The 22226-nt window shown below is 66.4% G+C and carries 23 protein-coding genes; 13 read left to right on the top strand and 10 right to left on the bottom strand.

Annotated elements, in window-relative coordinates; genetic code table 11:
* Nucleotides 1–73 precede the first annotated feature (73 nt).
* From MU856_RS02955 to MU856_RS02945, 3 genes are all read right to left on the bottom strand, one after another.
* Nucleotides 74–1081, bottom strand: a complete 1008-nt coding sequence (locus MU856_RS02955; protein ID WP_263588330.1) for an IS110 family transposase — start codon at nt 1079–1081, stop codon at nt 74–76.
* A 145-nt stretch (nt 1082–1226) separates the two neighbouring features.
* A complete protein-coding gene (locus tag MU856_RS02950; protein WP_263588329.1) occupies nt 1227–1409 on the bottom strand; it encodes a DUF3008 family protein in 183 nt (60 codons plus the stop codon).
* 50 nt (nt 1410–1459) lie between these two features.
* Complete coding sequence (locus MU856_RS02945; RefSeq protein ID WP_263588328.1) at nt 1460–2284, bottom strand: DUF3298 and DUF4163 domain-containing protein; 825 nt, start codon at nt 2282–2284, stop codon at nt 1460–1462.
* Between the two features lie 56 nt (nt 2285–2340).
* Here MU856_RS02945 and MU856_RS02940 point away from each other — a divergent pair, with 56 nt between their 5' ends.
* The 3 genes from MU856_RS02940 (at nt 2341) to argC (ending at nt 5703) form a co-directional block, all read left to right on the top strand.
* Nucleotides 2341–3747, top strand: coding sequence for a leucyl aminopeptidase family protein (locus MU856_RS02940; protein WP_263588327.1), 1407 nt, complete (start codon nt 2341–2343; stop codon nt 3745–3747).
* 84 nt (nt 3748–3831) lie between these two features.
* Entirely contained in the window at nt 3832–4776 is a 945-nt protein-coding gene (locus MU856_RS02935; protein WP_263588326.1) for a C40 family peptidase, read from the top strand.
* A gap of 3 nt (nt 4777–4779) precedes the next feature.
* Complete coding sequence (argC, locus tag MU856_RS02930) at nt 4780–5703, top strand: N-acetyl-gamma-glutamyl-phosphate reductase (RefSeq protein ID WP_003047424.1); 924 nt, start codon at nt 4780–4782, stop codon at nt 5701–5703.
* Between the two features lie 3 nt (nt 5704–5706).
* Here the strand turns inward: argC and MU856_RS02925 are convergent, their stop codons facing one another.
* Nucleotides 5707–5922 carry a hypothetical protein gene (locus MU856_RS02925; RefSeq protein WP_003047427.1) on the bottom strand — a complete coding sequence of 72 codons (216 nt, stop codon included), beginning with the start codon at nt 5920–5922 and terminating at the stop codon, nt 5707–5709.
* A 170-nt stretch (nt 5923–6092) separates the two neighbouring features.
* Between MU856_RS02925 and MU856_RS02920 the strand changes: the two genes are divergently transcribed.
* Nucleotides 6093–7433 carry a PQQ-dependent sugar dehydrogenase gene (locus MU856_RS02920; RefSeq protein WP_263588325.1) on the top strand — a complete coding sequence of 447 codons (1341 nt, stop codon included), beginning with the start codon at nt 6093–6095 and terminating at the stop codon, nt 7431–7433.
* A 25-nt stretch (nt 7434–7458) separates the two neighbouring features.
* Here MU856_RS02920 and dnaN read toward each other — a convergent pair whose 3' ends face one another.
* A complete protein-coding gene (dnaN, locus tag MU856_RS02915) occupies nt 7459–8574 on the bottom strand; it encodes a DNA polymerase III subunit beta (RefSeq protein WP_058813473.1) in 1116 nt (371 codons plus the stop codon).
* Nucleotides 8575–8744: 170 nt separating this feature from the next.
* On the opposite strand from dnaN, the gene MU856_RS02910 reads away from it, so the two are divergent.
* The gene (locus MU856_RS02910; protein WP_263588324.1) at nt 8745–9239 is read left to right on the top strand and encodes a hypothetical protein; all 495 of its coding nucleotides are present in this window, start codon (nt 8745–8747) and stop codon (nt 9237–9239) included.
* A gap of 286 nt (nt 9240–9525) precedes the next feature.
* On the opposite strand, the gene MU856_RS02905 is transcribed toward MU856_RS02910, so the two are convergent.
* A complete protein-coding gene (locus tag MU856_RS02905) occupies nt 9526–10407 on the bottom strand; it encodes a LysR family transcriptional regulator (protein WP_263588323.1) in 882 nt (293 codons plus the stop codon).
* A gap of 150 nt (nt 10408–10557) precedes the next feature.
* Here MU856_RS02905 and MU856_RS02900 point away from each other — a divergent pair, with 150 nt between their 5' ends.
* Complete coding sequence (locus MU856_RS02900; protein WP_263588322.1) at nt 10558–10890, top strand: UrcA family protein; 333 nt, start codon at nt 10558–10560, stop codon at nt 10888–10890.
* Nucleotides 10891–10925: 35 nt separating this feature from the next.
* Here MU856_RS02900 and MU856_RS02895 read toward each other — a convergent pair whose 3' ends face one another.
* Nucleotides 10926–11312 carry a winged helix-turn-helix transcriptional regulator gene (locus MU856_RS02895; protein ID WP_412072810.1) on the bottom strand — a complete coding sequence of 129 codons (387 nt, stop codon included), beginning with the start codon at nt 11310–11312 and terminating at the stop codon, nt 10926–10928.
* Between the two features lie 123 nt (nt 11313–11435).
* On the opposite strand from MU856_RS02895, the gene MU856_RS02890 reads away from it, so the two are divergent.
* The 5 genes from MU856_RS02890 (at nt 11436) to MU856_RS02870 (ending at nt 15345) form a co-directional block, all read left to right on the top strand.
* A complete protein-coding gene (locus MU856_RS02890) occupies nt 11436–12179 on the top strand; it encodes an SDR family oxidoreductase (RefSeq protein ID WP_263588320.1) in 744 nt (247 codons plus the stop codon).
* Between the two features lie 169 nt (nt 12180–12348).
* Nucleotides 12349–12696 carry a hypothetical protein gene (locus MU856_RS02885; protein WP_058813415.1) on the top strand — a complete coding sequence of 116 codons (348 nt, stop codon included), beginning with the start codon at nt 12349–12351 and terminating at the stop codon, nt 12694–12696.
* Between the two features lie 61 nt (nt 12697–12757).
* On the top strand, nt 12758–13996 hold the full coding sequence (rlmN, locus tag MU856_RS02880) for a 23S rRNA (adenine(2503)-C(2))-methyltransferase RlmN (protein ID WP_003047451.1): 1239 nt from the start codon (nt 12758–12760) through the stop codon (nt 13994–13996).
* Nucleotides 13997–14155: 159 nt separating this feature from the next.
* Complete coding sequence (locus MU856_RS02875) at nt 14156–14611, top strand: outer membrane protein (protein ID WP_003047453.1); 456 nt, start codon at nt 14156–14158, stop codon at nt 14609–14611.
* A gap of 86 nt (nt 14612–14697) precedes the next feature.
* Nucleotides 14698–15345: an MOSC domain-containing protein gene (locus tag MU856_RS02870; protein WP_263588319.1), complete on the top strand. Its 648-nt coding sequence runs from the start codon at nt 14698–14700 to the stop codon at nt 15343–15345.
* Here MU856_RS02870 and MU856_RS02865 read toward each other — a convergent pair.
* Complete coding sequence (locus MU856_RS02865) at nt 15342–16058, bottom strand: arylesterase (protein WP_263588318.1); 717 nt, start codon at nt 16056–16058, stop codon at nt 15342–15344. The two genes, MU856_RS02870 and MU856_RS02865, sit on opposite strands and share 4 nt — an antisense overlap.
* A gap of 53 nt (nt 16059–16111) precedes the next feature.
* On the opposite strand from MU856_RS02865, the gene MU856_RS02860 reads away from it, so the two are divergent.
* The gene (locus MU856_RS02860) at nt 16112–16783 is read left to right on the top strand and encodes an ABC transporter ATP-binding protein (protein WP_263589011.1); all 672 of its coding nucleotides are present in this window, start codon (nt 16112–16114) and stop codon (nt 16781–16783) included.
* Between the two features lie 46 nt (nt 16784–16829).
* Complete coding sequence (locus MU856_RS02855; protein WP_263588317.1) at nt 16830–19331, top strand: ABC transporter permease; 2502 nt, start codon at nt 16830–16832, stop codon at nt 19329–19331.
* Here the strand turns inward: MU856_RS02855 and MU856_RS02850 are convergent.
* Nucleotides 19328–20089 carry a sulfite exporter TauE/SafE family protein gene (locus tag MU856_RS02850; protein ID WP_086455918.1) on the bottom strand — a complete coding sequence of 254 codons (762 nt, stop codon included), beginning with the start codon at nt 20087–20089 and terminating at the stop codon, nt 19328–19330. The two genes, MU856_RS02855 and MU856_RS02850, sit on opposite strands and share 4 nt — an antisense overlap.
* Complete coding sequence (thrS, locus tag MU856_RS02845) at nt 20086–22092, bottom strand: threonine--tRNA ligase (protein WP_086455919.1); 2007 nt, start codon at nt 22090–22092, stop codon at nt 20086–20088. Before thrS ends, MU856_RS02850 begins: the two co-directional genes overlap by 4 nt.
* Nucleotides 22093–22226: the final 134 nt, after the last annotated feature.

The following is a 22226-nucleotide window of genomic DNA, read 5'->3' as shown; positions in this document are numbered from 1 at the left end:
CGTCTCGCCGACTGTTGTGCCATACTCTCCTTCGACCGACTACGCCTTCCGGCGACCTCTGGTCCGCCCTGGCTTACGCCGCGGCTGCGACCGGAGCTCTGTAATCCTCTTCCTTTACAAGCACGGCCCAGATGATCCGCGCTGTCTTGTTGGCAAGGGCAACCGTGACCAGCATACGCGGCTTCCTCGCCATCATCTGCTCGAGCCATGAGCCTTGAGGCGCGCCTCGCTTGCTGGCCTGCAGGACCACCGCACTGCAACCGATGATGAGCAATCGCCGCAGCGTGCGCTCGCCCATTTTGGATATCGAGCCCAACTTCTGCTTGCCGCCCGTCGACATCTGCCTTGGCGCCAGCCCTAGCCACGCCGCAAAGTCCCGGCCCTTGGTGAAGCTTTCTGCCGGCGGTGCCAGAGCCGCCAATGCAGTGGCCGTAATCGGTCCAACCCCAGGGATCGTCATCAGCCGCCTCGCGACGGCATCCTCACGAGCCCGCCGCGCAATCTCCTTGTCGAGATCGCCGATCTTCTCGTTGAGCTCCTCCAGCAGGTCGAGCATCGTGCGGAACATCGCCCTGGCTGCCTCGGGTAGCGACGAGGCCATCTCGTCCTCAAGCAGATCGCCGAGCATCGCGACATGCGAGGGACCCTTGGGCGCTACCCAGCCATATTCGGTAAGATGACCTCGGATGGCATTGATCAGCTGGGTGCGCTGCCGCACCAGCAGGTCACGGGTCCGGAACACCAGGCCTGACGCCTGCTGCTCTTCGCTCTTGATCGCCACGAACCGCATGCTCGGGCGCTGGGCGGCCTCGCAGATCGCCTCCGCATCCGCCGCATCATTCTTGTTCCGCTTCACGAACGGCTTCACATACGCCGGCGGGATCAGCTTCACCTTGTATCCCAACCGTGTGAGCTCCCGCCCCCCAATGGTGCGCGCCCCCACAGGCTTCCAGCGCGACCGTACAACGCTGGTGCCCAGCAAAGAACTCCAGCACTTCCCTCGGCCGATCTTGCGGCTGAACAGTGCTCGCCCGCTCGCATCCGCGCCGTGCGCATGAAAAACATTCTTCGCGATATCCAATCCGATTATGCTAACTTCCAACACGGACGCCTCCTCTAGTGGTGTGATAACACCTCCACTATGGCACATCGATGCCGCCGGGGGGCGTCCACCCCATCACCCCAAAGCCGCGATCGGCCGCTTCAAGAACCACCTTGAGCGCCTTCTAATCGACGTGATCCGGCTTCCCCTTGGTCGATCCCGACGCAAAGTCTTCGAGTTCCTTTTCGCTCATCGAATCGTACATCTCCTTCGATGCACCCCGAAGCTCCGATTTCGGCGTATCGCCGCGCTTCGCGCTCAGCGCGGCGCCGGCGGCCTTTTGCTGGGCCTCGGACTTGGCTGGCATGACATGTCTCCTGCTTGCCCCCTCGTCCGACCAACGCGTGACCGGCTGCTTCAGTTCAGCGGCAGAAAATCGCGCTGATATTCGGGCTTCACCACCTTCACCAGCGCGCCGGTTACGGGGACGTTGATCTTGTAATTGCCCTCGGCATAGGGGCCGATCTCATAGGGCGCGATGCCGATCGTCAGCCGGTCGAGATATTTGCCGTCCGACGATCCCAGCCACACGGTCTGCGTCGACGCGGCGGGACATTTGTCGAAGATGCCGTCGGGATCGTCCGACGGCGCAATGCCGCGCGCGGCTTTGGCGCGCACGATCGCATCGCAGAACGGCTTGCGGATCGCGGCGTCGAACGCTTCGCCGCTGGTAAACAGGTCGAGCGGCTTCAGCCGGATCGCGCGGTTACGGTCCCAGATCAGCGTGTCGAAACTCGTCATGCCGTGCGCGCCGCCGGTATAGGTTGAAATGTCGCTCGACAGGCTCAGGAAACGCGGCGTGTTCGTCACCCGCTCCCACGCCTGCAAATGGCTGTGCGCGTGATAGGGGAAACCCTCCTTCTTCGCCGCGTCGCGGTCGCGCGTCGCATCGGCGATCAGCGCCTCGCGCTTCCTCGCGCGGTCGTTGTCGAGCCATTTCGCAAGGTCCGGAATCGCGGCGGCTTCGCGCGGATAGCTGTAGGCGAATTCGATGAGGTCGCTGCTTTCCTTGACGTCCGAGGCGGTCGCGGCCTTCGCCGCCACATCGTCGGCGGCGCCTGGCGGCGCGCCCGGAACCGACGCCGCCGCAACCTTTTCGGCCGGGGTCGGTTCGGGCTCCTTCGAGCAGGCGGAACACAGGGCGGCGGCGATCAGGACGATCGGAAGGCTTTTGCTTGTCATGACAGCTCCAACGCGGGGAATCGACAAAGTTTCCGGGGAAGCCTAGCAGAATTTGCATGACCGATTATTCCGACCTGATCCAGCCCGACAAGGGGCAGGATGCACGCACCATCCACCTTGTCGACAAGAAGAGCTATGACGACTGGCTGAAGAGCCGCAGCGCGCGCGAACGCGCCGCGCTTGCGGCCATGCGCTACAAGCCTGACGGCTATGCTCACGCCATCCTTCCGGGCGACGACGCCGAAAGCTGGTCGGTCGTCACCGCGGTCGCCAATGTCGACAATCTGTCGGCCTGGTGTCTCGCCAAAATCGCGCCACTCTTGCCCGAGGGGCGCTACCGGCTCGACGGACGCCAGCCCGGCAAGGCGCTGTTCGGCTGGATGAGCGGTCAGTATCGCTTCGACGCCTATCGCAGCAAGGAAGAGGCAGGCAGCGGCCCGCGCGTGCTTTTGACCGCCGATGTCGGCGCAATTGCGCCGATGGTGGCCGAAATGCGTGCAACGGCGCTCGTCCGCGATCTGGTCAACACGCCCGGTGCCGACATGGGGCCCGCCGAGCTTGAAAAGGTGGCCGAACGGATCGCCAAAGCGCATGGCGGCAAGCTGACCGTAACCAAGGGCGAAGCGCTCGAGCAGGGATATCCGATGATCCATGCGGTCGGGCGCGCTGCAGCAAAGCATCATGCGCCGCGGCTGATCGAAATTCATTGGGGCAAGGCGGATCACCCGCGCGTTGCGCTGGTAGGCAAGGGAATCAGCTTCGACAGCGGCGGGCTCGACATCAAACCCGCATCGGGCATGCGGTTGATGAAAAAGGATATGGGCGGCGCTGCGCATGCGCTCGCCCTGGCGCAGCTCATTATGGAAAGCGGCCTGCCGGTGCGCCTTCACTGTCTGGTTGCCGCGGCCGAAAACGCCATCTCGGGCGATGCCTTCCGGCCGGGCGATGTGCTGAAGAGCCGCAAGGGGCTGACGGTCGAAATCGGCAACACCGATGCGGAGGGCCGCCTTGTCCTCGGCGACGCGCTGACCAAGGCGGGCGAGGAAGCGCCCGAACTGCTTGTCGACTTTGCGACGCTGACCGGCGCGGCGCGGGTCGCACTCGGCCCCGACCTGCCCGCGCTCTATGCCAATGAAGATGCGCTCGCCGACGATCTGCTCGCCGGCGGTATCGATCGCGACGATCCCGTCTGGCGCATGCCGCTGTGGGACGGCTACGCCGATCTGCTCGAAACCGATATCGCCGATCTTGGCAATGCCGGTTCCTCGTCGTTTGCCGGTTCGATCACGGCGGCCTTGTTTCTCAAGCGCTTCGTGCCCGACGGCGCCGCCTGGGCGCATTTCGACACCTTCGCGTGGCGGCCTTCTGCGAAGCCCGGGCGGCCGAAGGGCGGCGCGGCGCTGGGGCTGCGCGCGGCCTGGGCGATGTTGCAGGCGCGCTACGACCGGCGCGCCAAAGGTTGAACATCCTTGATAAAGCGCCGCGCGCTGCGCTAATGGCGCGCGATTGTCCGCCGCGGGCGGATCGACCGGAAAACAGGATAGCCAGTGAACGCTGACAGTGGTGACAATCTAGCGACCAATCGCGTGCGGATGGGGCGCCCCGGCGTTGCGGGCGCGGGCCGCGACCGCTTCGGGCTCGCAGGCACCTCGCAAAGCTATGATCCGCGCATCGTCGCGATCCGTCCCGACCTTGCCGACATCGCGGTCGCCGGCAAGTATTTCGCACCGCATTATGCGGCGCCGATGATGATGAGCAGCGTCCTGCCGGCCGCCGTGTTGCGCGGCACGCCGTCGCCCGATGCCGAACAGACGAGCGAACTGCTCTATGGCGAGGGTTTCGCGCTGCTCGACCTGACCGGGGGCTGGGCCTGGGGTTATAGTCTGGCCGATCATTATGTCGGCTATCTCGCCGCCGATGCGCTCGGCGCGCCGATTGCGCCGACGCACCGCGTCGCCGCGACCGAGGCCATCTTCCACTCCGCCCCCGATGCCGCGAGCGGCGGTTCGGCGGTGCTGCCGATGGGCGCGCTCGTAATGGGCGAAATTGCCGGCGAGTGGCTCGCGACCGCGCACGGCTACCTACCGCTAGGCGCTCTGGTCGATGCAGACAGCCAGGTTGCCGATGCCGCGGTGGTCGCCGAAGCGATGATCGGGGCGCCCTATCTGTTCGGCGGCCGCACGAAGCGGGGCATCGACTGTTCTGGGCTCGTCCAGCTCGCCTGGGCGGCGGCGGGGGTGCAGCTTCCGCGCGACAGCGATCTGCAACTCGCTGCGCTCGGTGCCGACAAGGATGTCGCCCAGGGCGATTTGCAGCGCGGCGACCTCATCTTCTTCCCCGGTCATGTCGGGATCATGGCCGACGCTGACACGATCATCCACTCGAGCCGCCGTTGGATGGGCGTGAAAGCCGAGCCGCTCGCCGATGTCGTGGCGCGGTCGGCCGCCAAGGGGCATGAGCCGGCCGTCACCGGCTGCAAGCGGCCGCGCTGAGCCATGACGAGCGTGTTTATCGATGGTGCCGCCGGCACCACCGGGCTTGAAATCGCCGACCGGCTGGCCGGGCGCCAGGAATTTTCGCTGCTCCAGCTCGACGAGGCGCGGCGCAAGGATGCGAGCGCGCGGCGCGAAGCTCTGAACGCCGCCGATTTCGTCATCCTCTGCCTGCCCGACGATGCGGCGCGCGAAGCGGTGGCGATGATCGACAATGACCGCACGCGCGTCATCGACGCGTCGACCGCGCACCGCGTCACGCCCGGCTGGGTCTATGGCTTTCCGGAGGTCGTCGGCCATGGCACGGTGGCCGAAGCGATGCGCGTCAGCAATCCCGGCTGCTATTCGACCGGCTTCATCGCGCTCGTCGCGCCGCTGGTCCGCGACGGCCTCCTCCCCGCCGACTGGCCCTATAGCTGCCACGCCGTCAGCGGCTATTCGGGCGGCGGTAAAAGCCTCATCGAGCGCTTCAAGGCCGACCCCGACATTGCCTGGCGCGGCTATGCGCTGTCGCTGGGACACAAGCATGTACCCGAAATGCAGGCGCGCTGCGGGCTGACGGTCGCCCCGCTATTCTCCCCCGCTGTCGTGCCGGCGCATCGCGGCATGGTGGTCGAGGTGCCTTTGCCGCTTGGCGCGATGTCCGGCGCCGCGCCGGTCGATGAACTCCGCGCGGCGCTCGCCGACTTTTATGCGGCAAGCCCGATCGTCGTGATGGGCGACGCCCCCGCGGACGGCGAAATGCTGCTGCGCGCATCGGACCAAGGCGACGATCGCATTGCATTGTTCGTCTTCGGCGATGCCGACGGCAGCCAGGCGCGGCTCGTCGCGCGGCTCGACAATCTGGGCAAGGGCGCGAGCGGCGCTTGCGTACAGAACCTCAACATCATGGCGGGCCTGCCCGAAACGGCGGGGTTGCGGCTTTAGGCGTCAGTGCACCGTATCGAGTGCGGCATCGATCGACAGATAGGTGATCAGCCGCTCGATCTGCCGCCAGCGCGCGAAATGGACGTGGTTGCCGAGCACCCGATATTGTTCGGCGCGCGCGGCCGCCGCGAAGCCGGCTTCCTCGCCATGCTCGGTCATCAGCGCATACGCATCGTCGACCGCACCGCGGTCGGCAAGAAATGGTGCTGGAAGCTGCATGGAGTCCCCGTCCGTTGCCTCGAAACACTCCCCTAGCGCGCACGCCTGACCGCGCCGTTCCCAACCGTGATGAACAATCGGGTAAGGTTAATGCAAGCGGCTTGGCGCTTAACCATAGCCTTCGCCTTTCGCCTCTTTGCCGCGCGGCACTGCGCGTGTAAGCAGGGGGCATGCGCAAAATCCTGAAATATGTCGCCATCGCCCTTGTCGTGTTGATCGTCGCGGGCGGGATCGCCTTTTACGTCGCGTCACGTCCCGACATTGCGCGCTTTTCGACCGCCGAACTCAGCGGCCGGGTGCCGGTAATGGCATCGCAGCGCCCCGAACAATTTCCGACGATGAAAGTGCTCGAAGCCACGGGCTGGCCGGCCGGCGAAGCGCCGCGGGCTGCGGACGGGCTGACCGTCGCGCGTTTTGCCGAAGGGCTCGACCATCCGCGTTCGATGCTCGTGCTGCCCAATGGCGACGTGCTGGTCGCCGAGGCGCAGAGCCCCCCGCGCAAGGACAGCGGCGTCGAAGGCAAGGTGATGAAGTCACTGATGGGCAAGGCCGGTGCGGGCGGCCCGTCGGCCAATCGCATCACCCTGCTCCGCGATACCAATGGCGACGGCAAGGCGGAGGTAAAGACCGCCTATATCACCGGACTGAACTCGCCCTACGGCATGGCGCTCGTTGGCAAGACGCTCTACGTCGCCGACACTGACGCGCTGCTCGCCTTTCCGTTTGTCGAGGGCGCGACCGCGATGGCCGGCAAGCCGACCAAGATCGTCGATCTGCCCGCCCAGGGCACCAACCGCCACTGGACGAAAAGCCTGGTCGCGGCGCCCAACGGCTGGCTCTACATCGGCGTCGGCGCCGATTCGAACATCGGTGAAAAGGGCATGGGCAACGAGGTTCGCCGCGCCCGTATTCTGGAGGTGCGGCCCGAGAATAAATATATGCGCACCTATGCCGCCGGTATCCGCAATCCCGTCGGCCTGGCCTTCTATCCGGGCAGCAACACGCTGTGGACCGTGGTCAACGAACGCGACATGCTGGGGTCGGACCTCGTTCCCGACTATCTGACCGACGTCGACGAGGGCGATTTCTTCGGCTGGCCCTGGTATTATTGGGGTGGTTTCACCGATCCGCGAGTTGCCCCCGAAGCCGAGGACCGGCGGCAATATGTCAAGCGGCCGCAATATGCGCTGGGCGCCCATGTCGCGCCGCTGGGCATGACCTTCACCAACGGTCTGGACCTTGGCGACCGCTGGGCAAACGGCGCGCTGGTCGCGCTGCACGGGTCGTGGAACCGCGATCCGGTGTCGGGATATGACGTCGTGTTCGTCAAGTTCGGCGACAATGGCAAGCCGCTCGACGCCCTGCCCGTCACCCTGCTCGACCAGTTTGTCGCCAAGGACGGCAAGACGACCCGCGGCCGCCCGGCCGATGTCAAGGTCGCCAAGGACGGCAGCGCGCTGGTCGCCGACGATACCGGCGGGATTATCTGGCGGGTCGCGAAGGCGGGCTGATCCGCCAGATCAAGCGGACGCGGACCTACACCCGCATCGGCATCAGCACGTAGAGCGCCGGGCTTTTTTCGCTTTCGCGGATCAGCGTCGGCGCGTTCGCGTCGGCGAGATGGAGTTCGACGGTGTCGCCGTCGACCTGGCCCAGGATATCACTGAGATAGCGGGCGTTGAAGCCGATCTCCATCGCGTCGGCGTCGTAGCCGGCGGGAAGTTCTTCGGCCGCGGTACCGTTTTCCGGGCTGGTAACGCTGAGCGTGATGCGATCCTTGTCGAGCCCGACCTTGACCGCGCGCGTCTTTTCGCTGGCGATGGTCGAGACGCGATCGACGCCCTGGAACAGGCTCTTGGGATCGACCTTCAGGAGCTTGTCGTTCGCGGTCGGAATAACGCGGCTATAGTCGGGGAAGGTGCCGTCGATCAGCTTCGAGGTCAGCACGGCATTGCCGAGCTGGAAGCGGATCTTCGACGCCGACAGGCTGATTTCGACATTGCCTTCGGCTTCGTCGAGCAGCTTGCGGATTTCGCCGACGCACTTACGCGGCACGATGACGTCGGGCATGCCCGCGGCGCCCTCGGGACGCGTTACCGTATAGCGCGCGAGACGGTGGCCGTCGGTCGCCGCGGCCTTGAGCACCGGACCCGTCGAGTCTTCGGCGACGTGCAGGAAGATGCCGTTGAGATAATAGCGCGTTTCCTCGGTCGAGATGGCGAAGCGCGTCTTGTCGATGATCTGGATGAGTTCGGCGACCGGCAGTTCGAAGCTGGTCGGCAGATCGCCCTCGGCGATCACCGGAAAATCGTCGCGCGGCAGCGTCGGCAGATTGAAGTTCGAGCGGCCGGCCTTGACCTGCATCTTGCCTTCGGCGGCGGCGAGGCTGACCTCGGCGCCTTCGGGCAGCTTGCGCGCGATTTCGAACAGGGTGTGCGCCGAGACGGTCGTGGTACCCGGCGTTTCGACCTTTGCCGCGATGGTCTCGACGACCTGCAGATCAAGGTCGGTCGCCATCAGCTTGAGCTGGCCGCTCGCATCGGCTTCGATCAGGACGTTCGACAGGATCGGAATCGTGTTGCGCCGTTCGACCACCGACTGGACGTGGCCGAGGCTCTTCAGAAGCACTGCGCGTTCAATCGTCGCTTTCATTCTTATCCGCCATCCTGTGTTCTGCGGGAGAAGTCCCTGATGGAGCCGGCGCCGCGGACGCAGCGACGCCCCGATTCCCTGCCCCTGGAAATGTCTTCCTTCCTTAACGCGCGCACCGCGCCGCGCAAGCCATGCTTGCATTGCGGCGGCTTTCGCGCAACGGAAGCGCGATGCGGCGGGCGCTATTCCTTCTATTGCTGTGCATCGGCCTGCCCGCGTTCGCCTGGGCGGCACCGACCGCGCTCGGCATCTTCGATGGCTGGGGCGCCTTCCGCGATCCGGCAACCCCCCGCTGCTACGCGATCGCCAGCCCCGCCGCGATGATCGGGCGGGCGCAGGAAAAAGCGTATGCCAGCATCGGATATTGGCCCAAGGCGCGCATCCGCGGTCAATTCTATATCCGCGTGTCGAAGCCGCGCGCACCGCAGAGCGAATTGCGGCTGACGGTCGGCAGCCGCCGCTTCGTGCTGACGGGCAATGGCGTCCACGGCTGGGCCAGCGATGCCCGCATGGACGCCGCGATCATCGCCGCCATGCGCGCGGCACCGAGCATGAGCGTCGAGAGCCGGTCGACGACCGGCGGCGCGATCGCCGATACCTATCGCCTGCGCGGCGCCGCGACGGCGATCGACGCGGCAGCGCTGGGGTGCGCGAGCATCCGCTGATGCCGTTTTGGAAAATGGCAGAAAACTGCCGAACTTCATTCGCGATTCACGGTAGCGCGCCGCACTGGACCTGATCCGTGGTGGACTTCTTCGACGCGGCGCGAATTGACCCGGGATCAAGTCCTGGGTGACGAAGGTGGAAGATTTTGTGCGATCGAAAAATCGCGGAAAACCGCGCAACTTCACTCGCGTTTCATGTTGTGGAGGGGTGCCGGTAGTCATCGGCCAGTTTGAACCACAGCCGACGATTGTAGGAAAGGCATTTCCGGTCCGCGCCGCCGCCGGGTCAACTGCGCGCAAGCCGCGTCAGCGCCCCGGCCAGAAAATCGAGGACGACGCGGATGCGGGGGACGTGGCGCAGGCGTTCGTGGGTGAGCAGCCACAGGCCGGTCGTATCATCCTCCCGCGCCGGGATGCAGCGGACGAGGTCGGGTTCGCGGTCGGCGAGGAAGGCCGGCAGGATCGTCAGCCCCATTCCCGAACGCACGCCAGCGAGCAACCCCGATGCGGTATCGTAACGCATGACCACCGAATCCTCGAGCCGGTATTGCTTCAGCCACGCCCGATACGGCTCCCAGATATGGCCGCCGCCGCCGATGAAGGGATGCGTCGCCAGTTCCTCGCGGCTGTGCGGAATGCCGTGGCGTCCGGCATAGTCGCGGCTGCAATAGACCGTCCACGGATTATCGGCGACGCGGCGTCCGACGAGACCCGCCCCCGTCGGCTGCTTGCTGCTGCGGATCGCGATATCCGCGGCGCCGCTTGCAAGGTCGCGCGGCTCGTCGGCGGTGTCGAGGTCGATATGGATGCCGGGATGCGCCGCACGCAGGTCGCGCAGGATGGGCGGCAGAAGGGTGATCGCAATAATCTCCATCGTCGTCAGGCTGACGGTCCCGCCCGCGTCGCGCGACTGGGCACCCACGGCTTCGCCGAACCGGTCCGCAGAGTCGCGGACCGCAAGCGCACTCGCCAGCATCGCCTCGCCCGTCGGCGTCAACGCATAACCAGCCTGGCGCCGTTCAAATAGCGTGACGCCTGTAGCCGCTTCCAGCGCGGCGATGCGGCGCGCCACCGTCGTCTGGCTGACGCGCAGCGCCTGCGCCGCCGCAAGCGTGCTGCCGCTTTCGGCGACCGCGAGGAAATATTTAAGGTCGTTCCAGTCGAACATGGCGTCTTGTGGGGAATAATCGCCCCCGCTTCATTCTGCAATTATGCAGAACGATCGCGCAACATCGCTGCTCCTGCGGCAGCGCGCGCAGGCCTATCTAGGTCTTACCGGCTTCCTCCCCTCCCCCAACCCGCCGGTCAACGGAGACATATGATGAAGATGATGTTGACCCTTGCCGCGCTCGCCGCGGTCGCGCCCGCCCTGCCCGCCCACGCCGAACCGGCGCCCGCGCCGCGCAGCGTCGCCGTCGTCCATTCGGACCTCGACCTCAGCACCGAACGCGGCGCCGACAAGCTGGAACGCCGCATCTGGCGCGCGGTCGTCAACGTGTGCGGCAGCGCGCCCGACTATGACCTGGAAGGCAAGAATGACGTTCGCCATTGCCGCCGCGACACGATGCGGCAGGCATCAGCCGACGCCGACCGCGTCATCGCCAGCGCCGCAACTCGCGGCGAACCGATCCAGGTGACGCTCGCCAAATAGGTGCCAAATAAGCGCGCAGCGCGCCGCCGCCGCGGTCAGGTGCGGGCGTCGAAGGCGCTGCGCGCCGCCTCGACCGCGGCGAGATGGGCTTCGGCCCAGCGCCACACGCCGCAAAAGGCTTCACCCAGGCTGTGACCGAGATCGGTCAGCGCATATTCGACCTTCGGCGGCACCACCGGATAGACGGTGCGGCGGACGAGCCCGTCGCGCTCCATTGCGCGCAGCGTCTGGGTCAGCATCTTCTGGCTGATCCCCGGCACGAGCTGCGCGAGCCGCGTGAAGCGGCAGGTGCCATGCTCTTCCAATTCCTCGAGCACGAGCAGCGTCCATTTGTCGGCGACTCGGCCGATCAACTCGTTGACCAGCATCTCGACGCGCGGATCGGGCGTGGGATAGGCGGCCGCGGTGGAATTTTTCATCATGGACATGGCGGAAATCCCAATTCTCTCCATCGCGTAAGTATAGCACTTTCAGGTGCCTACTTTCCATTGGAGAGTATTGGCATAAATTGGCCGCCTCCCCAACCCCGAAACGAAGGACAATCGATGAAAACGACAGGCAACACCATCCTGGTCACCGGTGGCGGATCGGGCATCGGTCTGGCGCTCGCGCAGCGTTGGCACGATGCCGGCAATGTGGTGATCGTGACCGGACGCAATAGCGCCAAGCTGGACGCCGCGATCGCGGGCCGGGCTAATATGCACGCGGCGCCGCTCGACGTGACCGACGCCGACGCGATCGCCGCCTTTGCCGCCGATATCGTGCAGCGCTTCCCCGATCTCAACGTCCTGGTGAACAATGCCGGGGTGATGATGTACGAGGCGCTGGACGGCGAGCGCGATCTGAGCGACGCCGAAGCGACGGTCGTCACCAACCTGCTCGGCCCGATCCGGCTGACCGATGCGCTGATCGACCATCTCGTCGCGCGCGGCGACGGCGCGATCGTCAACGTAACCTCCGGGCTGGCCTTTGTTCCGCTGCCCAAGGCGCCGACCTATTCGGCGACCAAGGCGGCGCTGCACAGCTATACGCAGGCGCTGCGCGTCCAGCTTGCCGGCCGCGTCGACGTGATCGAACTGGCGCCGCCCGCGGTGCGGACCGAACTGACCCCCGGCCAGTCGACGCGCGACGCCTATATGCCGCTGGATGCCTTTGCCGACGAGGTCATGGCGCTGTTCGCCGAAACGCCGACGCCGGCGGAGATTCTGGTGCGCAATGTCCTCCCGCTGCGGAACGCCGAAGCCGAAGGCGCGGTAGCCGAACGGCTGGCGTTCCTCGCCACCCTCTGATGGCTACCCTCTGATCGCCGCCAGCGCGCTCATCCCGAAATGATGCGCCGGACGCCACATCGGCTCTTGCCGAGGCGGCGTCCGGCGCGCATGATCGACCGGCCCGAAAGGACGACGCCCGACAGAGGCGCGCCCGACGGCGAGGTTAGTGGGATGAGGAGATGGGCCAATGAATGCCATTGGCAGATGCGATGCCGCCGCACGCGAGCGGCACCGGGCGCTGGATTTCATCGGGCTGCGCGCCCATGCGACGACGGTCGGATTGATCCAGCTTTGCGAGGAATTGCTGAACAGCGGGGTGCTGAGCCCCGAGGGGCTGGAGCGCATCAAGGGCGCGATCCGCACCGAGCTGACGGTCAGCAGCAACGCGCGCATTTCGAACCATGCCGCGTTCGACGACACGCTGCGCCGTCGGATCGATGCGATCTTTCCCGCCGCCCCCGGTGAACCGCCGCTGGAGCATGTCGGGACGCTCGAAGATTTCGAAGATGCGATGGACCCCTATCACGGTGCGTGAAGGGCCGCGCTGACGCGCACAATTGCGCGAAGCGCGCATCGCGACTATAGGGCCGCGCATCATGCAGATCCCCGGCCACATCGATCCCGTTACGACGGGCACCGTTCCCCTGCGCGGCGGCAACCGCGTCGACCTTGTCGGACTGACGCGCGAGGGCATCCGTTCCGCGCTCGAGGAGGCGGGGCTCGACGCCAAGGCGGCGAAGCTGCGCTCCAAGCAGATCTGGCACTGGATCTATCATCGCGGCGTCACCGAATTCGACGCGATGACCGACATCGCCAAGGCGATGCGCCCCTGGCTCACCGAACGCTTCATCGTCGGCCGCCCGACCGTCGTCACCGCGCAGGTTTCAACCGACGGCACGCGCAAATGGCTGCTCGCGGCGGCGGACGGCCAGGAATATGAAATGGTGTTCATTCCCGACGCCGATCGGGGAACGCTGTGCGTGTCCAGCCAGGTCGGCTGCACCCTGAACTGCCGTTTCTGTCACACCGGCACGATGCGGCTCGTCCGCAACCTATCTGCCGGCGAGATCGTCGGCCAGGTTCTGCTCGCGCGCGATGCGCTGGGCGAATGGCCGAAGGGCACGATGGCATCAAGCGCCGACATCGACGACGAGGATGACGACGCGGGCCATTATACCGCGGACGGCCGTATGCTGACCAATATCGTGATGATGGGGATGGGCGAACCGCTCTATAATTTCGACGAGGTCAAGGGCGCGCTGAAGATCGTGATGGACGGCGACGGGCTGGCGCTGTCGAAGCGGCGCATCACCCTGTCGACGAGCGGCGTGGTGCCGATGATGGCGCGCGCGGGCGAGGAGATCGGCGTCAACCTCGCCGTCTCGCTCCACGCGGTGAACAAGGAAATCCGCGACGAGATCGTGCCGCTCAACCGCAAATACGGCATCGAGGAACTGCTCGCCGCCTGCGCCGCTTACCCCGGCGCGAACAATGCGCGGCGCATCACCTTCGAATATGTGATGCTGAAGGACAAGAATGACAGCGACGCCGACGCGCGCGAGCTGGTGCGGCTGATCAAGCAGTACAAGCTGCCGGCGAAGGTCAACCTGATCCCGTTCAACCCCTGGCCCGGCGCGATCTATGAATGTTCGTCGCCCGAGCGGGTGCGCGCGTTCAGCAACATCATCTTCGAAAGCGGAATTTCGGCGCCGATTCGCACCCCGCGCGGGCGCGACATCATGGCGGCGTGCGGCCAGCTCAAGAGCGCGGCGACCAAACCGTCACGCGCCGAACTCGACCGGATCGCCGAAGAGAAGCAGGCCGCGCTGGGCTGAGGCTGGCTTGCATAGCTATGCTGTGTTGCAAAAACAACACAGGTAATAAAATTGTCATTTTCTGAACGATGCGTTCATTGAAACGACAGGTGCGAACGCCATCTTTGCACACGGGACGCGACCCAAAGGGCGCCCCCTGTCAAAGAAAAGGAAAAGACAATGAAGAAGTTCGCAGTTGCTGCCGCTCTCCTCTCGGCTGTCGTTGCCACGCCTGCCCTCGCCCAGAACGGCGAAGGTCATGTCGAAGTGCGCGGCGGGTACATCACCGGCAGCGGCCTGGACGACGCCACCCTGGGCGTTGCGGGCGGCTATGATTACAACCTGGGCGACAAGGCTTTTGCCGGCGTCGAAATCGCGGGCGACAAGGTGCTGATCGACGGCGCCAAGGTCCAGTTCTCGTCGGGTGCGCGCCTGGGCGCCAACCTCGGCACGAACGGCAAGCTCTACGCGACCGGCGGCTACACCTTCGGCCAGATCGACGATCCCTATGTTGGCGCCGGTTATCAGCACAAGCTGACCCAGAACGTCTATGGCAAGGTCGAATATCGCCACCAGTTCATCAACAACTTCGACGACACCGACGCCTTCGCGGTCGGCGTCGGCTTCGCTTTCTGATCCTTCGGTCAGCGAGACGAACGGAAAGGGGCGGCCCCGCAGGGTCGCCCCTTTTCTTTTGCGCGGGAAGCCGCCACAGCAGGGCGATGCGCTACACGATCGACGCCCTGTTGACCGGCAAGGCCCGCCGCTTCGGCGCGAAAGGCGAGCCGAGCGCGATCGACAAGCGCGCGGTCGAGGGACGGCGCGCGGTCGGCGCACTGGGCATCGCGGGCGACGAGCAGGCCGACCTTTCGGTCCACGGCGGCCCCGACAAGGCGATCCACCATTATCCGCGCGATCATTATGACTGGTGGGCCGAGACGATCGGCGACCATGCGCTGTTGCAGGACGCCGGCGCGTTCGGCGAGAATATCTCGACATCGGGCCTGACCGAGAGCGCGGCGTGCATCGGCGACCGCTATCGCCTCGGCAGCGCGCTGGTCGAGATCAGCCAGGGCCGCCAGCCGTGCTGGAAGCTCGGCCACCGGTTCGGCATCGCGACGCTGCCCGCCACCGTCGTCACCTCTCGCCGCGGCGGCTGGTATTACCGTGTCATCGAGGATGGCGCGGTGGGCGCAGGCGACGCGTTGGAGCTGATGGAGCGTCCGCTGCCCGACTGGAGCGTCGAGCGCGTCTTTCACCTGCTGATCGGCGGGGCGGGCAAGCGCGAACCGGCGGCGCTGCGCGCGCTCGCCGCGATGGACCTGCTCGCCGCCAACTGGCGCGCCCGCGCCGACAAGCTGCTGGGTTAGCGCGGCGTCGGCAGCGCCTGTTCGACGAGCGGCGCCAGCGATGCGGCGATGATTTTCACGCCCTTGGCATTGGGATGCATATTGTCGCCGAGCATCAGCGATTTGTCGGTGACGACATTGTCGAGGATGAAGGGATAGAGGCTCGCGCCATATTTGTCGGCAAGTTCGGGAAATATCGGATTGAACTTGCTCGCATAATCGCTGCCCAGATTGGGCGCCGCCATCATCCCGGTCATCAGGACGGGGATGCCGCGCCGCTTGAGCTCGGCAAGCATCGCGTCGAGATTGGCGCGCGTCTGGTCGGGGCCGATGCCGCGCAGCATGTCGTTGCCGCCGAGGCCGAGCAGCACGAGCGCGGGCTTCACCTTCGCATTGTCGAGAACATAGGACAGCCGCTGCCGCCCCGCCGCGGTGGTATCGCCCGATACCCCGGCGTTCTGGACGCGCACCATGCGGCCGTCCGCCGCAAGCGCCGCCTGAAGCTGCGGCGCGAGGCCTTCCTTGGGGTCAAGCTGGTAACCGGCGTAGAGGCTGTCGCCGAAGGCGATGACGAGCGGCGCGTCGGCGGGAAGCACGGGCGCCGCCTTTGCCGGAATTTCCTTGCCCGCTACGGGCGTCGCGGGCGCCTCCGCAGAGCCGCACCCGGCAAGCGGTTGGCAAAGGGCGATTGCAAAACCATATAGGGCGAAAGAGCGCCATCCGGCCGTTCTCATTTCCAAAGGGTCCTTTCTTGACCGACAGCCCCCGACCGCCCGTCGCGCCGACGATGGCGATTGCCGCCCATAATGTGACGCTGACGCTGGGGAGCGACAAGGCCCCCGTCGAAATTTTGCGCGGCGTCGACCTGGAAGTTGCGGCCGGCACCTCGGTCGCGCTGCTCGGTCCGTCGGGATCGGGCAAGAGTTCGCTGATGGCGGTGCTCGCCGGACTGGAACGCGCCCGCGGCGGAACGGTCATGGTCGCGGGGCTCGATTTTGCAACGATGGACGAGGATGCGCTGGCACGCGCGCGGCGCGGGCGGATCGGTATCGTCCTGCAAGCCTTTCACCTGCTGCCGACGATGACCGCGCTCGAAAATGTCGCCGTGCCGCTGGAACTGGCGGGGATCGACGACCCGTTCGGGCGCGCCGCGCGCGAGCTGGAGGCGGTCGGCCTGGGCCACCGCCTGACCCATTATCCCGCGCAGCTTTCGGGCGGCGAGCAACAGCGCGTCGCGATCGCCCGCGCGATGGCGAGCGAGCCGCAGATCATCTTCGCCGACGAACCCACCGGCAACCTCGACACCGCGACCGGACATGCGATCATCGAATTGATCTTCGCGCGGCGCGCGGCGCTCGGCGCGACGCTGCTGATCATCACCCACGACCCCGAACTGGCAGACCATTGCGACCGCGTCGTCGTGATGCATGACGGGCGGATCGAGGAACGAGCTGCATGAGCGCCGATGGTCCCCCTCCCCACCGCTACGCGGCAGGGAGGATTTGATGATCCCGCTCACCACCCTGTGGCGTATCGCGCGGCGCGATCTGGCGGCACGGATTCGCGGGCTGCGCCTGCTGGCAGTGTGCCTGTTCCTCGGCGTCGCGACGCTCGCGGCCATCGGCAGCCTGACGAGCGGCATCACCGCCGAACTGGCGTCGCGGGGGCAGACGATCCTGGGCGGCGACCTGCAGTTCGGCCTGCCGCAGCGGCAGGCGAGCGAGGCCGAGCTCGCGGGGCTGCGCGGTGCGGGCGCGACATCGGCGACGGTGCGGATGCGCGCGATGGCGAACGCACCGGGCGGCGGCGCGCTGCTCTCCGAACTCAAGGCGGTCGATGCTGCCTATCCGCTTTACGGTACGATGCGGCTCGAAAGCGGCGCGCGCCGCGGCCCGCCGCCGCCGGGGGCGATCTGGATCGGCAAGGATCTCGCGTCGCGGCTTGACCTGGCGGTCGGCGGCGCGGTGAACTTCGGCGACAAATCCTTCCGCATCGACGGCATCATCGCCGACGAGCCCGACCGGCTAGGCGAAGGCTTTACGCTGGGCCCGGTGGCAATCATCGGCCTCGGCGACCTTGCCGCAACGCAGTTGATCCAGCCCGGCAGCCTCTACGAAAGCAAATATCGCGTCCGCCTGCCCGCCAGTGCCGATCCGGTGGCCGTGGGCAAGCGGCTGAGCGCGGCCTTCCCCGACGCAGGCTGGGAAGTGACCGACCGTAGCAACGGCGCGCCGGGCACGCGGCGCTTTATCGAACGCATGGGGCAGTTCCTGTCACTCGTCGGCCTCGCCGCGCTGGTGATCGCCGGGATCGGGGTCGGCAACGGGGTCGCCAGCTATCTTGCGGGCAAGCGCCCCGGGCTTGCGACATTGAAGGTGCTCGGGGCCGACAGCGCGGCGGTGCTGCGCATCTATGGCTTGCAGATATTGGCGGTGGCCGCCGCCGCGATTGCCGCAGGGTTGATCGCGGGCGCCTTGGCCCCCGCGGCGATCGGCGCGATTGCGGGCGACGTCCTGCCGGTCAAGCCGGGGCTGGCCGTCTATCCGCTCCCGCTCGCGGTCAGCGCCGCCTACGGCCTGCTCATCGCGATTGCCTTTGCGTTGCCACCGCTCGCCGCGACGCGCCATATTCCGGCCGCGGGCCTCTACCGCGCGACGGTCGACGGCGCGGGCCGGATCGAAAAGCGCGTGCTGGCCGCCGTTGCCCTCGCCTTCGCCGCCATCGTCGCCCTCGCGGTCGGGACGGCGCGCGAACCGCTGTTTGCGCTGGGCTTTATCGGGGCGGCGGTGCTGCTGCTCCTGATCCTTGTCGCGCTCGGCTGGCTGGTGCGCCGCTTCGCGAGCCGGCTGCCGCGCCCGAAGCGACCGCTGCTGCGCCTTGCGCTCGCCAATCTGCATCGTCCCGGCGCCGCAACCGGCGCGCTGGTCGTCGCGCTCGGCCTGGGGCTGACGCTGTTCGTTACCCTCGCCGCGATCCAGACAAGCATCACCGCCGAAATCGCGCGCACCGTACCCGAACGCGCGCCGAGCTTTTTCGTGCTCGACATTCCGCGCGACCGGGCGGCGGCGTTCCGCGCGCTGGTGACGGGCACCGACGGCAAGGCGGCGATCAACATGATCCCCGCGCTGCGCGGCAGCGTCACCGAATTTGCCGGCAAGCGCGTCGACGAGCTCGCCGAACTGCCCGAAGGCGCGTGGGTGCTGCGCGGCGACCGCGGCCTGACCTACAGCCCCGTGCTGCCCAAGGGCAGCAGCCTGACCCAGGGCCAGTGGTGGGCGCCCGATTACAAGGGCCCGCCGTTGGTCAGCGTCGAGGCCGATGTCGCCAAATCGCTGGCACTGAAGATCGGCGACACGCTGTCGGTCAACGTGCTGGGGGTCGAGGTTCAGGCGCACGTCGCCTCTTTCCGCTCCGTCGAATGGGACAATTTCGGGCTCAACTATGCGCTCGTCTTTTCGCCCGGCACCTTCGACGCGGCGCCGCATAACATGGTGGCGACCGTCGCCGTCGGGCCGCAGGCCGAAACCGCGCTGGCGCGCAGCATCCCCCGCGCCTTCCCCTCGGCCTCGCTGATTCAGGTGCGCGACGTGGTGAGTCAGGTGACGAGCCTGCTGACGCAGATGAGCCAGGCGATCGCTGCGGCGGCGAGCATTGCGATCCTGGCCGGCATCGCCGTGCTGATCGGCGCGATTGCCGCAAGCCGCGAGCGACGCGTCTATGACAGCGTGATCCTGAAACTGCTCGGCGCGACGCGCGGCCAGATTCTGGGGGCGCAGGGGCTGGAATATGCGCTGCTCGCCGCGATCCTCGCGCTGCTCGCGCTCGGCCTCGGGCTCGTTGCGGCGCATTATGTGGTGGTCGAACTGTTCGACTTCCGCTTCGCCCCCGATCCTCTGGTCGTCGGCGCGACGCTGGTCGGCGGTGCGGGCCTCGCCTTCCTGATCGGCATCGCCGGAAGCTGGCCCTTGCTGTCGGCGAAACCCGCGCAGGCGCTGCGCAGCCTCTAGTTCAATATCCGCACCACCGCCGAAATCGCCGAGAGGCCGAGCACGACCGCAACCATCGCCTGCCACAGATGCGCCGGAACGCGGCCGAAGTGGCGGCCGCCGAGATGATTGCCGAGCCACATCGGCACGAACAGCAGCAGCGCGAGGATGAACAAGCGGTGCGTCGCGAGCCCGGTCCACAGCGCCGCGAGCGTCCCTGCGATGGCGGTGGCGAAAAAGATCAGCATCATCGACGCGCGCGCGGTCCGCGGATCGAGCCGGCGGCGCAGGTAAAAGGGCACCACCGGGGGTCCCGGCATCGCGGCGAAGCCGGTGAGCAAGCCCGACGCAATCCCCGTCCCGCCGATGGCGACGCGGCCGGGCCGATGTCCCTCGGGCTGTTTGGGCATCAGGATCGCCAGGAAGGCGCCGACCGCGACGAGCGTGATCATCAGGCGCGCGACATCGGGGGTGATCGCTTTCAGCGCGAGCATGCCGAGCGGCGTCGTCGCCATCGCGATCAGCCCGATCGGCACCGCCGTATGGCGGTCGGCATCGGCCAGGATGACGCGCAGCCCGACCGGACCGATCAGCAATTGCAGGATGATCGCTACGACGACCGCCTGCCCCGGCGGCACGATCATCCCGAGCAGCGGCACGAGGATGATCGCCATGCCGAAGCCGGTCAGCCCGCGCACATAGGCCGCGCCGAACGTCATCGCCGCAGCGCCCGCAAAGGTGAGCGGCGCCAGGCCGACGAGAGCCTTGATGCCGGTCAAGCGGGGCGCAGGTCCGGCGGGGTCGCTTCGCCCTTCAGCATCGCGATCGCTTCGGCGAGCGGCAGGATGCGCTGGCCATCCTGGCCGAGGGTGCGGATCGCGACGGTGCCTTCGTCGGCCTCGCGCTTGCCGACGACAAGCAGATAGGGAACCTTCTGAAGGCTGTGTTCGCGCACCTTGTAGTTGATCTTTTCGTTGCGCAGGTCGGTTTCGACGCGGATGCCCGCCGCCTCGAGCTGCGCCGCGGCGTCCTTCGCATAATCGTCGGCATCGGACACGATCGTCGCGACGACCGCCTGCACCGGCGCGAGCCATGTCGGGAAGCGGCCCGCGAAATGCTCGATCAATATGCCGATGAAGCGTTCATAGGTGCCGAGGATCGCGCGGTGGAGCATCACCGGGCGATGGCGCTCGCCATCTTCGCCGACGTAGGACGCATCGAGGCGTTCGGGCATCACGCGGTCGGACTGGATCGTGCCGCACTGCCACGTCCGGCCGATCGCGTCGGTCAGGTGGAATTCGAGCTTGGGAGCATAGAAGGCGCCCTCGCCCGGCAATTCTTCCCAGCCATAATCGTCGTTCGCCATGCCCGCGCGCGCGACCGCCTCACGCAGTTCCTGCTCGGCCTTGTCCCACATCGCGTCGGTGCCGAAGCGCATCTCGGGCCGCAGCGCGAGCTTCACGGCATATTTCTCGAAGCCGAGCTGCTTGTAGACGCGGTCGAGCAGTTCGCAGAAGGCGCGCACTTCCTCGACGATCTGATCCTCGCGGCAGAAAATATGGCCGTCGTCCTGCGTGAATTGGCGGACACGCATGATGCCGTGCAGCGCACCATGCGGTTCGTTGCGGTGGCAGCAGCCCATTTCGGCCATGCGCAGCGGCAGGTCGCGGTACGACTTGATCCCCTGGCGGAAGATCAGCACGTGCGCGGGGCAGTTCATCGGCTTGAGCGCCATCCACTCGGCATCGTCGGAGACGAGCGGGCCGTCGTCCTCGATATTCGGCACCTCGTCGGGGATGACGAACATATTCTCGCGATACTTGCCCCAGTGGCCCGACTGTTCCCACTGGCGCGCGTCCATCACCTGCGGCGTCTTGACCTCCTGATAGCCCGAGCCGTCGATCGCCCGGCGCATATAGGCCTCAAGCTCGCGGTAGATGCGATAGCCCTTGGGGTGCCAGAAGACGCTGCCGTGCGCTTCTTCCTGGAGGTGGAAGAGGTCCATCTCGCGGCCGATCTTGCGATGGTCGCGTTTCGCGGCTTCCTCCAGCCGGACGAGATGCTCGGCGAGCTGCTTCTTGTTGAGCCAGCCGGTACCATAGATACGCGAAAGCTGCGCATTCTTCTGGTCGCCGCGCCAATAAGCGCCCGAGACGCGCGTCAGCTTAAAGGCGGCGGGGTCGAGCTTGCCGGTCGAGGCCAAGTGGGGCCCGCGGCACATGTCCATCCAGCCGTCTCCCGAGCGATAGACGGTCAGTTCCTCACCCTCGGGCAGTTCGGCGGCCCATTCGGCCTTGAACGTCTCACCCTCGGCCTGCCATTTGGCGATCAGCTTGTCGCGCTCCCACACCTCGCGCGTCAGCGGAAGGTCGGCGGCGATGATACGGCGCATCTCCTCCTCGATCAGCGGCAGTTCGTCGTCGCGAAACGGGCCGCGGTCGGCGGTCGGCGCGAAATCATAATAGAAACCGTCGTTCGTCGAGGGACCGAAGGTGATCTGCGTGCCGGGAAACAGAGTCTGCACTGCCTCCGCCAGCACATGCGCATAGTCGTGGCGCACGAGTTCGAGCGCATCGGCCTCGTCGCGGCTCGTGACCAGCGCAAGGTTGGTGTCTTCCTCCAGCGGCCGCATGATGTCGCGCAGTTCGCCGTCGATCTTTGCGGCAAGTGCCGCCTTGGCGAGGCCGGGGCCGATGTCTGCCGCGATCTGCGCCGGAGTAGTGCCGCGTGCGACTTCTCGGGCAGAGCCGTCGGGAAGGGTGACGCGGATCATCTCGGACATTGGAAATCGGGCCTTTCTGGCGGAATAAACTGCGCCCCTTTGCCAGCGCGCGAAAGCAGCGGCAAGGGCCGTTTTCACCGCGAGGGCCTGCAATGATACAATGTATCATTATGTCACGCCCGCCGCCCCCCCTG

Origin of the sequence: Sphingopyxis sp. GC21 (assembly GCF_025727575.1) — a bacterium.
In the GTDB taxonomy this organism is placed as follows: domain Bacteria; phylum Pseudomonadota; class Alphaproteobacteria; order Sphingomonadales; family Sphingomonadaceae; genus Sphingopyxis; species Sphingopyxis terrae_A.
Note: the sequence above shows the minus strand (reverse complement) of the source record. Positions and strands in the feature narration are given on the sequence as shown.

Excerpts from the sequence above, each read along its gene's own strand:
- MU856_RS02875 (WP_003047453.1), top strand. The coding sequence starts at position 14,156 with ATGAAGAAGTTCGCAGTTGCTGCCGCTCTCCTCTCGGCTGTCGTTGCC.
- rlmN (WP_003047451.1), top strand. The coding sequence starts at position 12,758 with ATGCAGATCCCCGGCCACATCGATCCCGTTACGACGGGCACCGTTCCC.
- dnaN (WP_058813473.1), bottom strand. The coding sequence starts at position 8,574 with ATGAAAGCGACGATTGAACGCGCAGTGCTTCTGAAGAGCCTCGGCCAC.
- MU856_RS02895 (WP_412072810.1), bottom strand. The coding sequence starts at position 11,312 with ATGATGAAAAATTCCACCGCGGCCGCCTATCCCACGCCCGATCCGCGC.
- MU856_RS02885 (WP_058813415.1), top strand. The coding sequence starts at position 12,349 with ATGAATGCCATTGGCAGATGCGATGCCGCCGCACGCGAGCGGCACCGG.
- MU856_RS02940 (WP_263588327.1), top strand. The coding sequence starts at position 2,341 with ATGACCGATTATTCCGACCTGATCCAGCCCGACAAGGGGCAGGATGCA.
- MU856_RS02905 (WP_263588323.1), bottom strand. The coding sequence starts at position 10,407 with ATGTTCGACTGGAACGACCTTAAATATTTCCTCGCGGTCGCCGAAAGC.
- MU856_RS02855 (WP_263588317.1), top strand. The coding sequence starts at position 16,830 with ATGATCCCGCTCACCACCCTGTGGCGTATCGCGCGGCGCGATCTGGCG.
- MU856_RS02950 (WP_263588329.1), bottom strand. The coding sequence starts at position 1,409 with ATGCCAGCCAAGTCCGAGGCCCAGCAAAAGGCCGCCGGCGCCGCGCTG.
- argC (WP_003047424.1), top strand. The coding sequence starts at position 4,780 with ATGACGAGCGTGTTTATCGATGGTGCCGCCGGCACCACCGGGCTTGAA.
- MU856_RS02920 (WP_263588325.1), top strand. The coding sequence starts at position 6,093 with ATGCGCAAAATCCTGAAATATGTCGCCATCGCCCTTGTCGTGTTGATC.
- MU856_RS02945 (WP_263588328.1), bottom strand. The coding sequence starts at position 2,284 with ATGACAAGCAAAAGCCTTCCGATCGTCCTGATCGCCGCCGCCCTGTGT.
- thrS (WP_086455919.1), bottom strand. The coding sequence starts at position 22,092 with ATGTCCGAGATGATCCGCGTCACCCTTCCCGACGGCTCTGCCCGAGAA.
- MU856_RS02865 (WP_263588318.1), bottom strand. The coding sequence starts at position 16,058 with ATGAGAACGGCCGGATGGCGCTCTTTCGCCCTATATGGTTTTGCAATC.
- MU856_RS02870 (WP_263588319.1), top strand. The coding sequence starts at position 14,698 with ATGCGCTACACGATCGACGCCCTGTTGACCGGCAAGGCCCGCCGCTTC.
- MU856_RS02860 (WP_263589011.1), top strand. The coding sequence starts at position 16,112 with ATGGCGATTGCCGCCCATAATGTGACGCTGACGCTGGGGAGCGACAAG.
- MU856_RS02890 (WP_263588320.1), top strand. The coding sequence starts at position 11,436 with ATGAAAACGACAGGCAACACCATCCTGGTCACCGGTGGCGGATCGGGC.
- MU856_RS02900 (WP_263588322.1), top strand. The coding sequence starts at position 10,558 with ATGATGAAGATGATGTTGACCCTTGCCGCGCTCGCCGCGGTCGCGCCC.
- MU856_RS02910 (WP_263588324.1), top strand. The coding sequence starts at position 8,745 with ATGCGGCGGGCGCTATTCCTTCTATTGCTGTGCATCGGCCTGCCCGCG.
- MU856_RS02925 (WP_003047427.1), bottom strand. The coding sequence starts at position 5,922 with ATGCAGCTTCCAGCACCATTTCTTGCCGACCGCGGTGCGGTCGACGAT.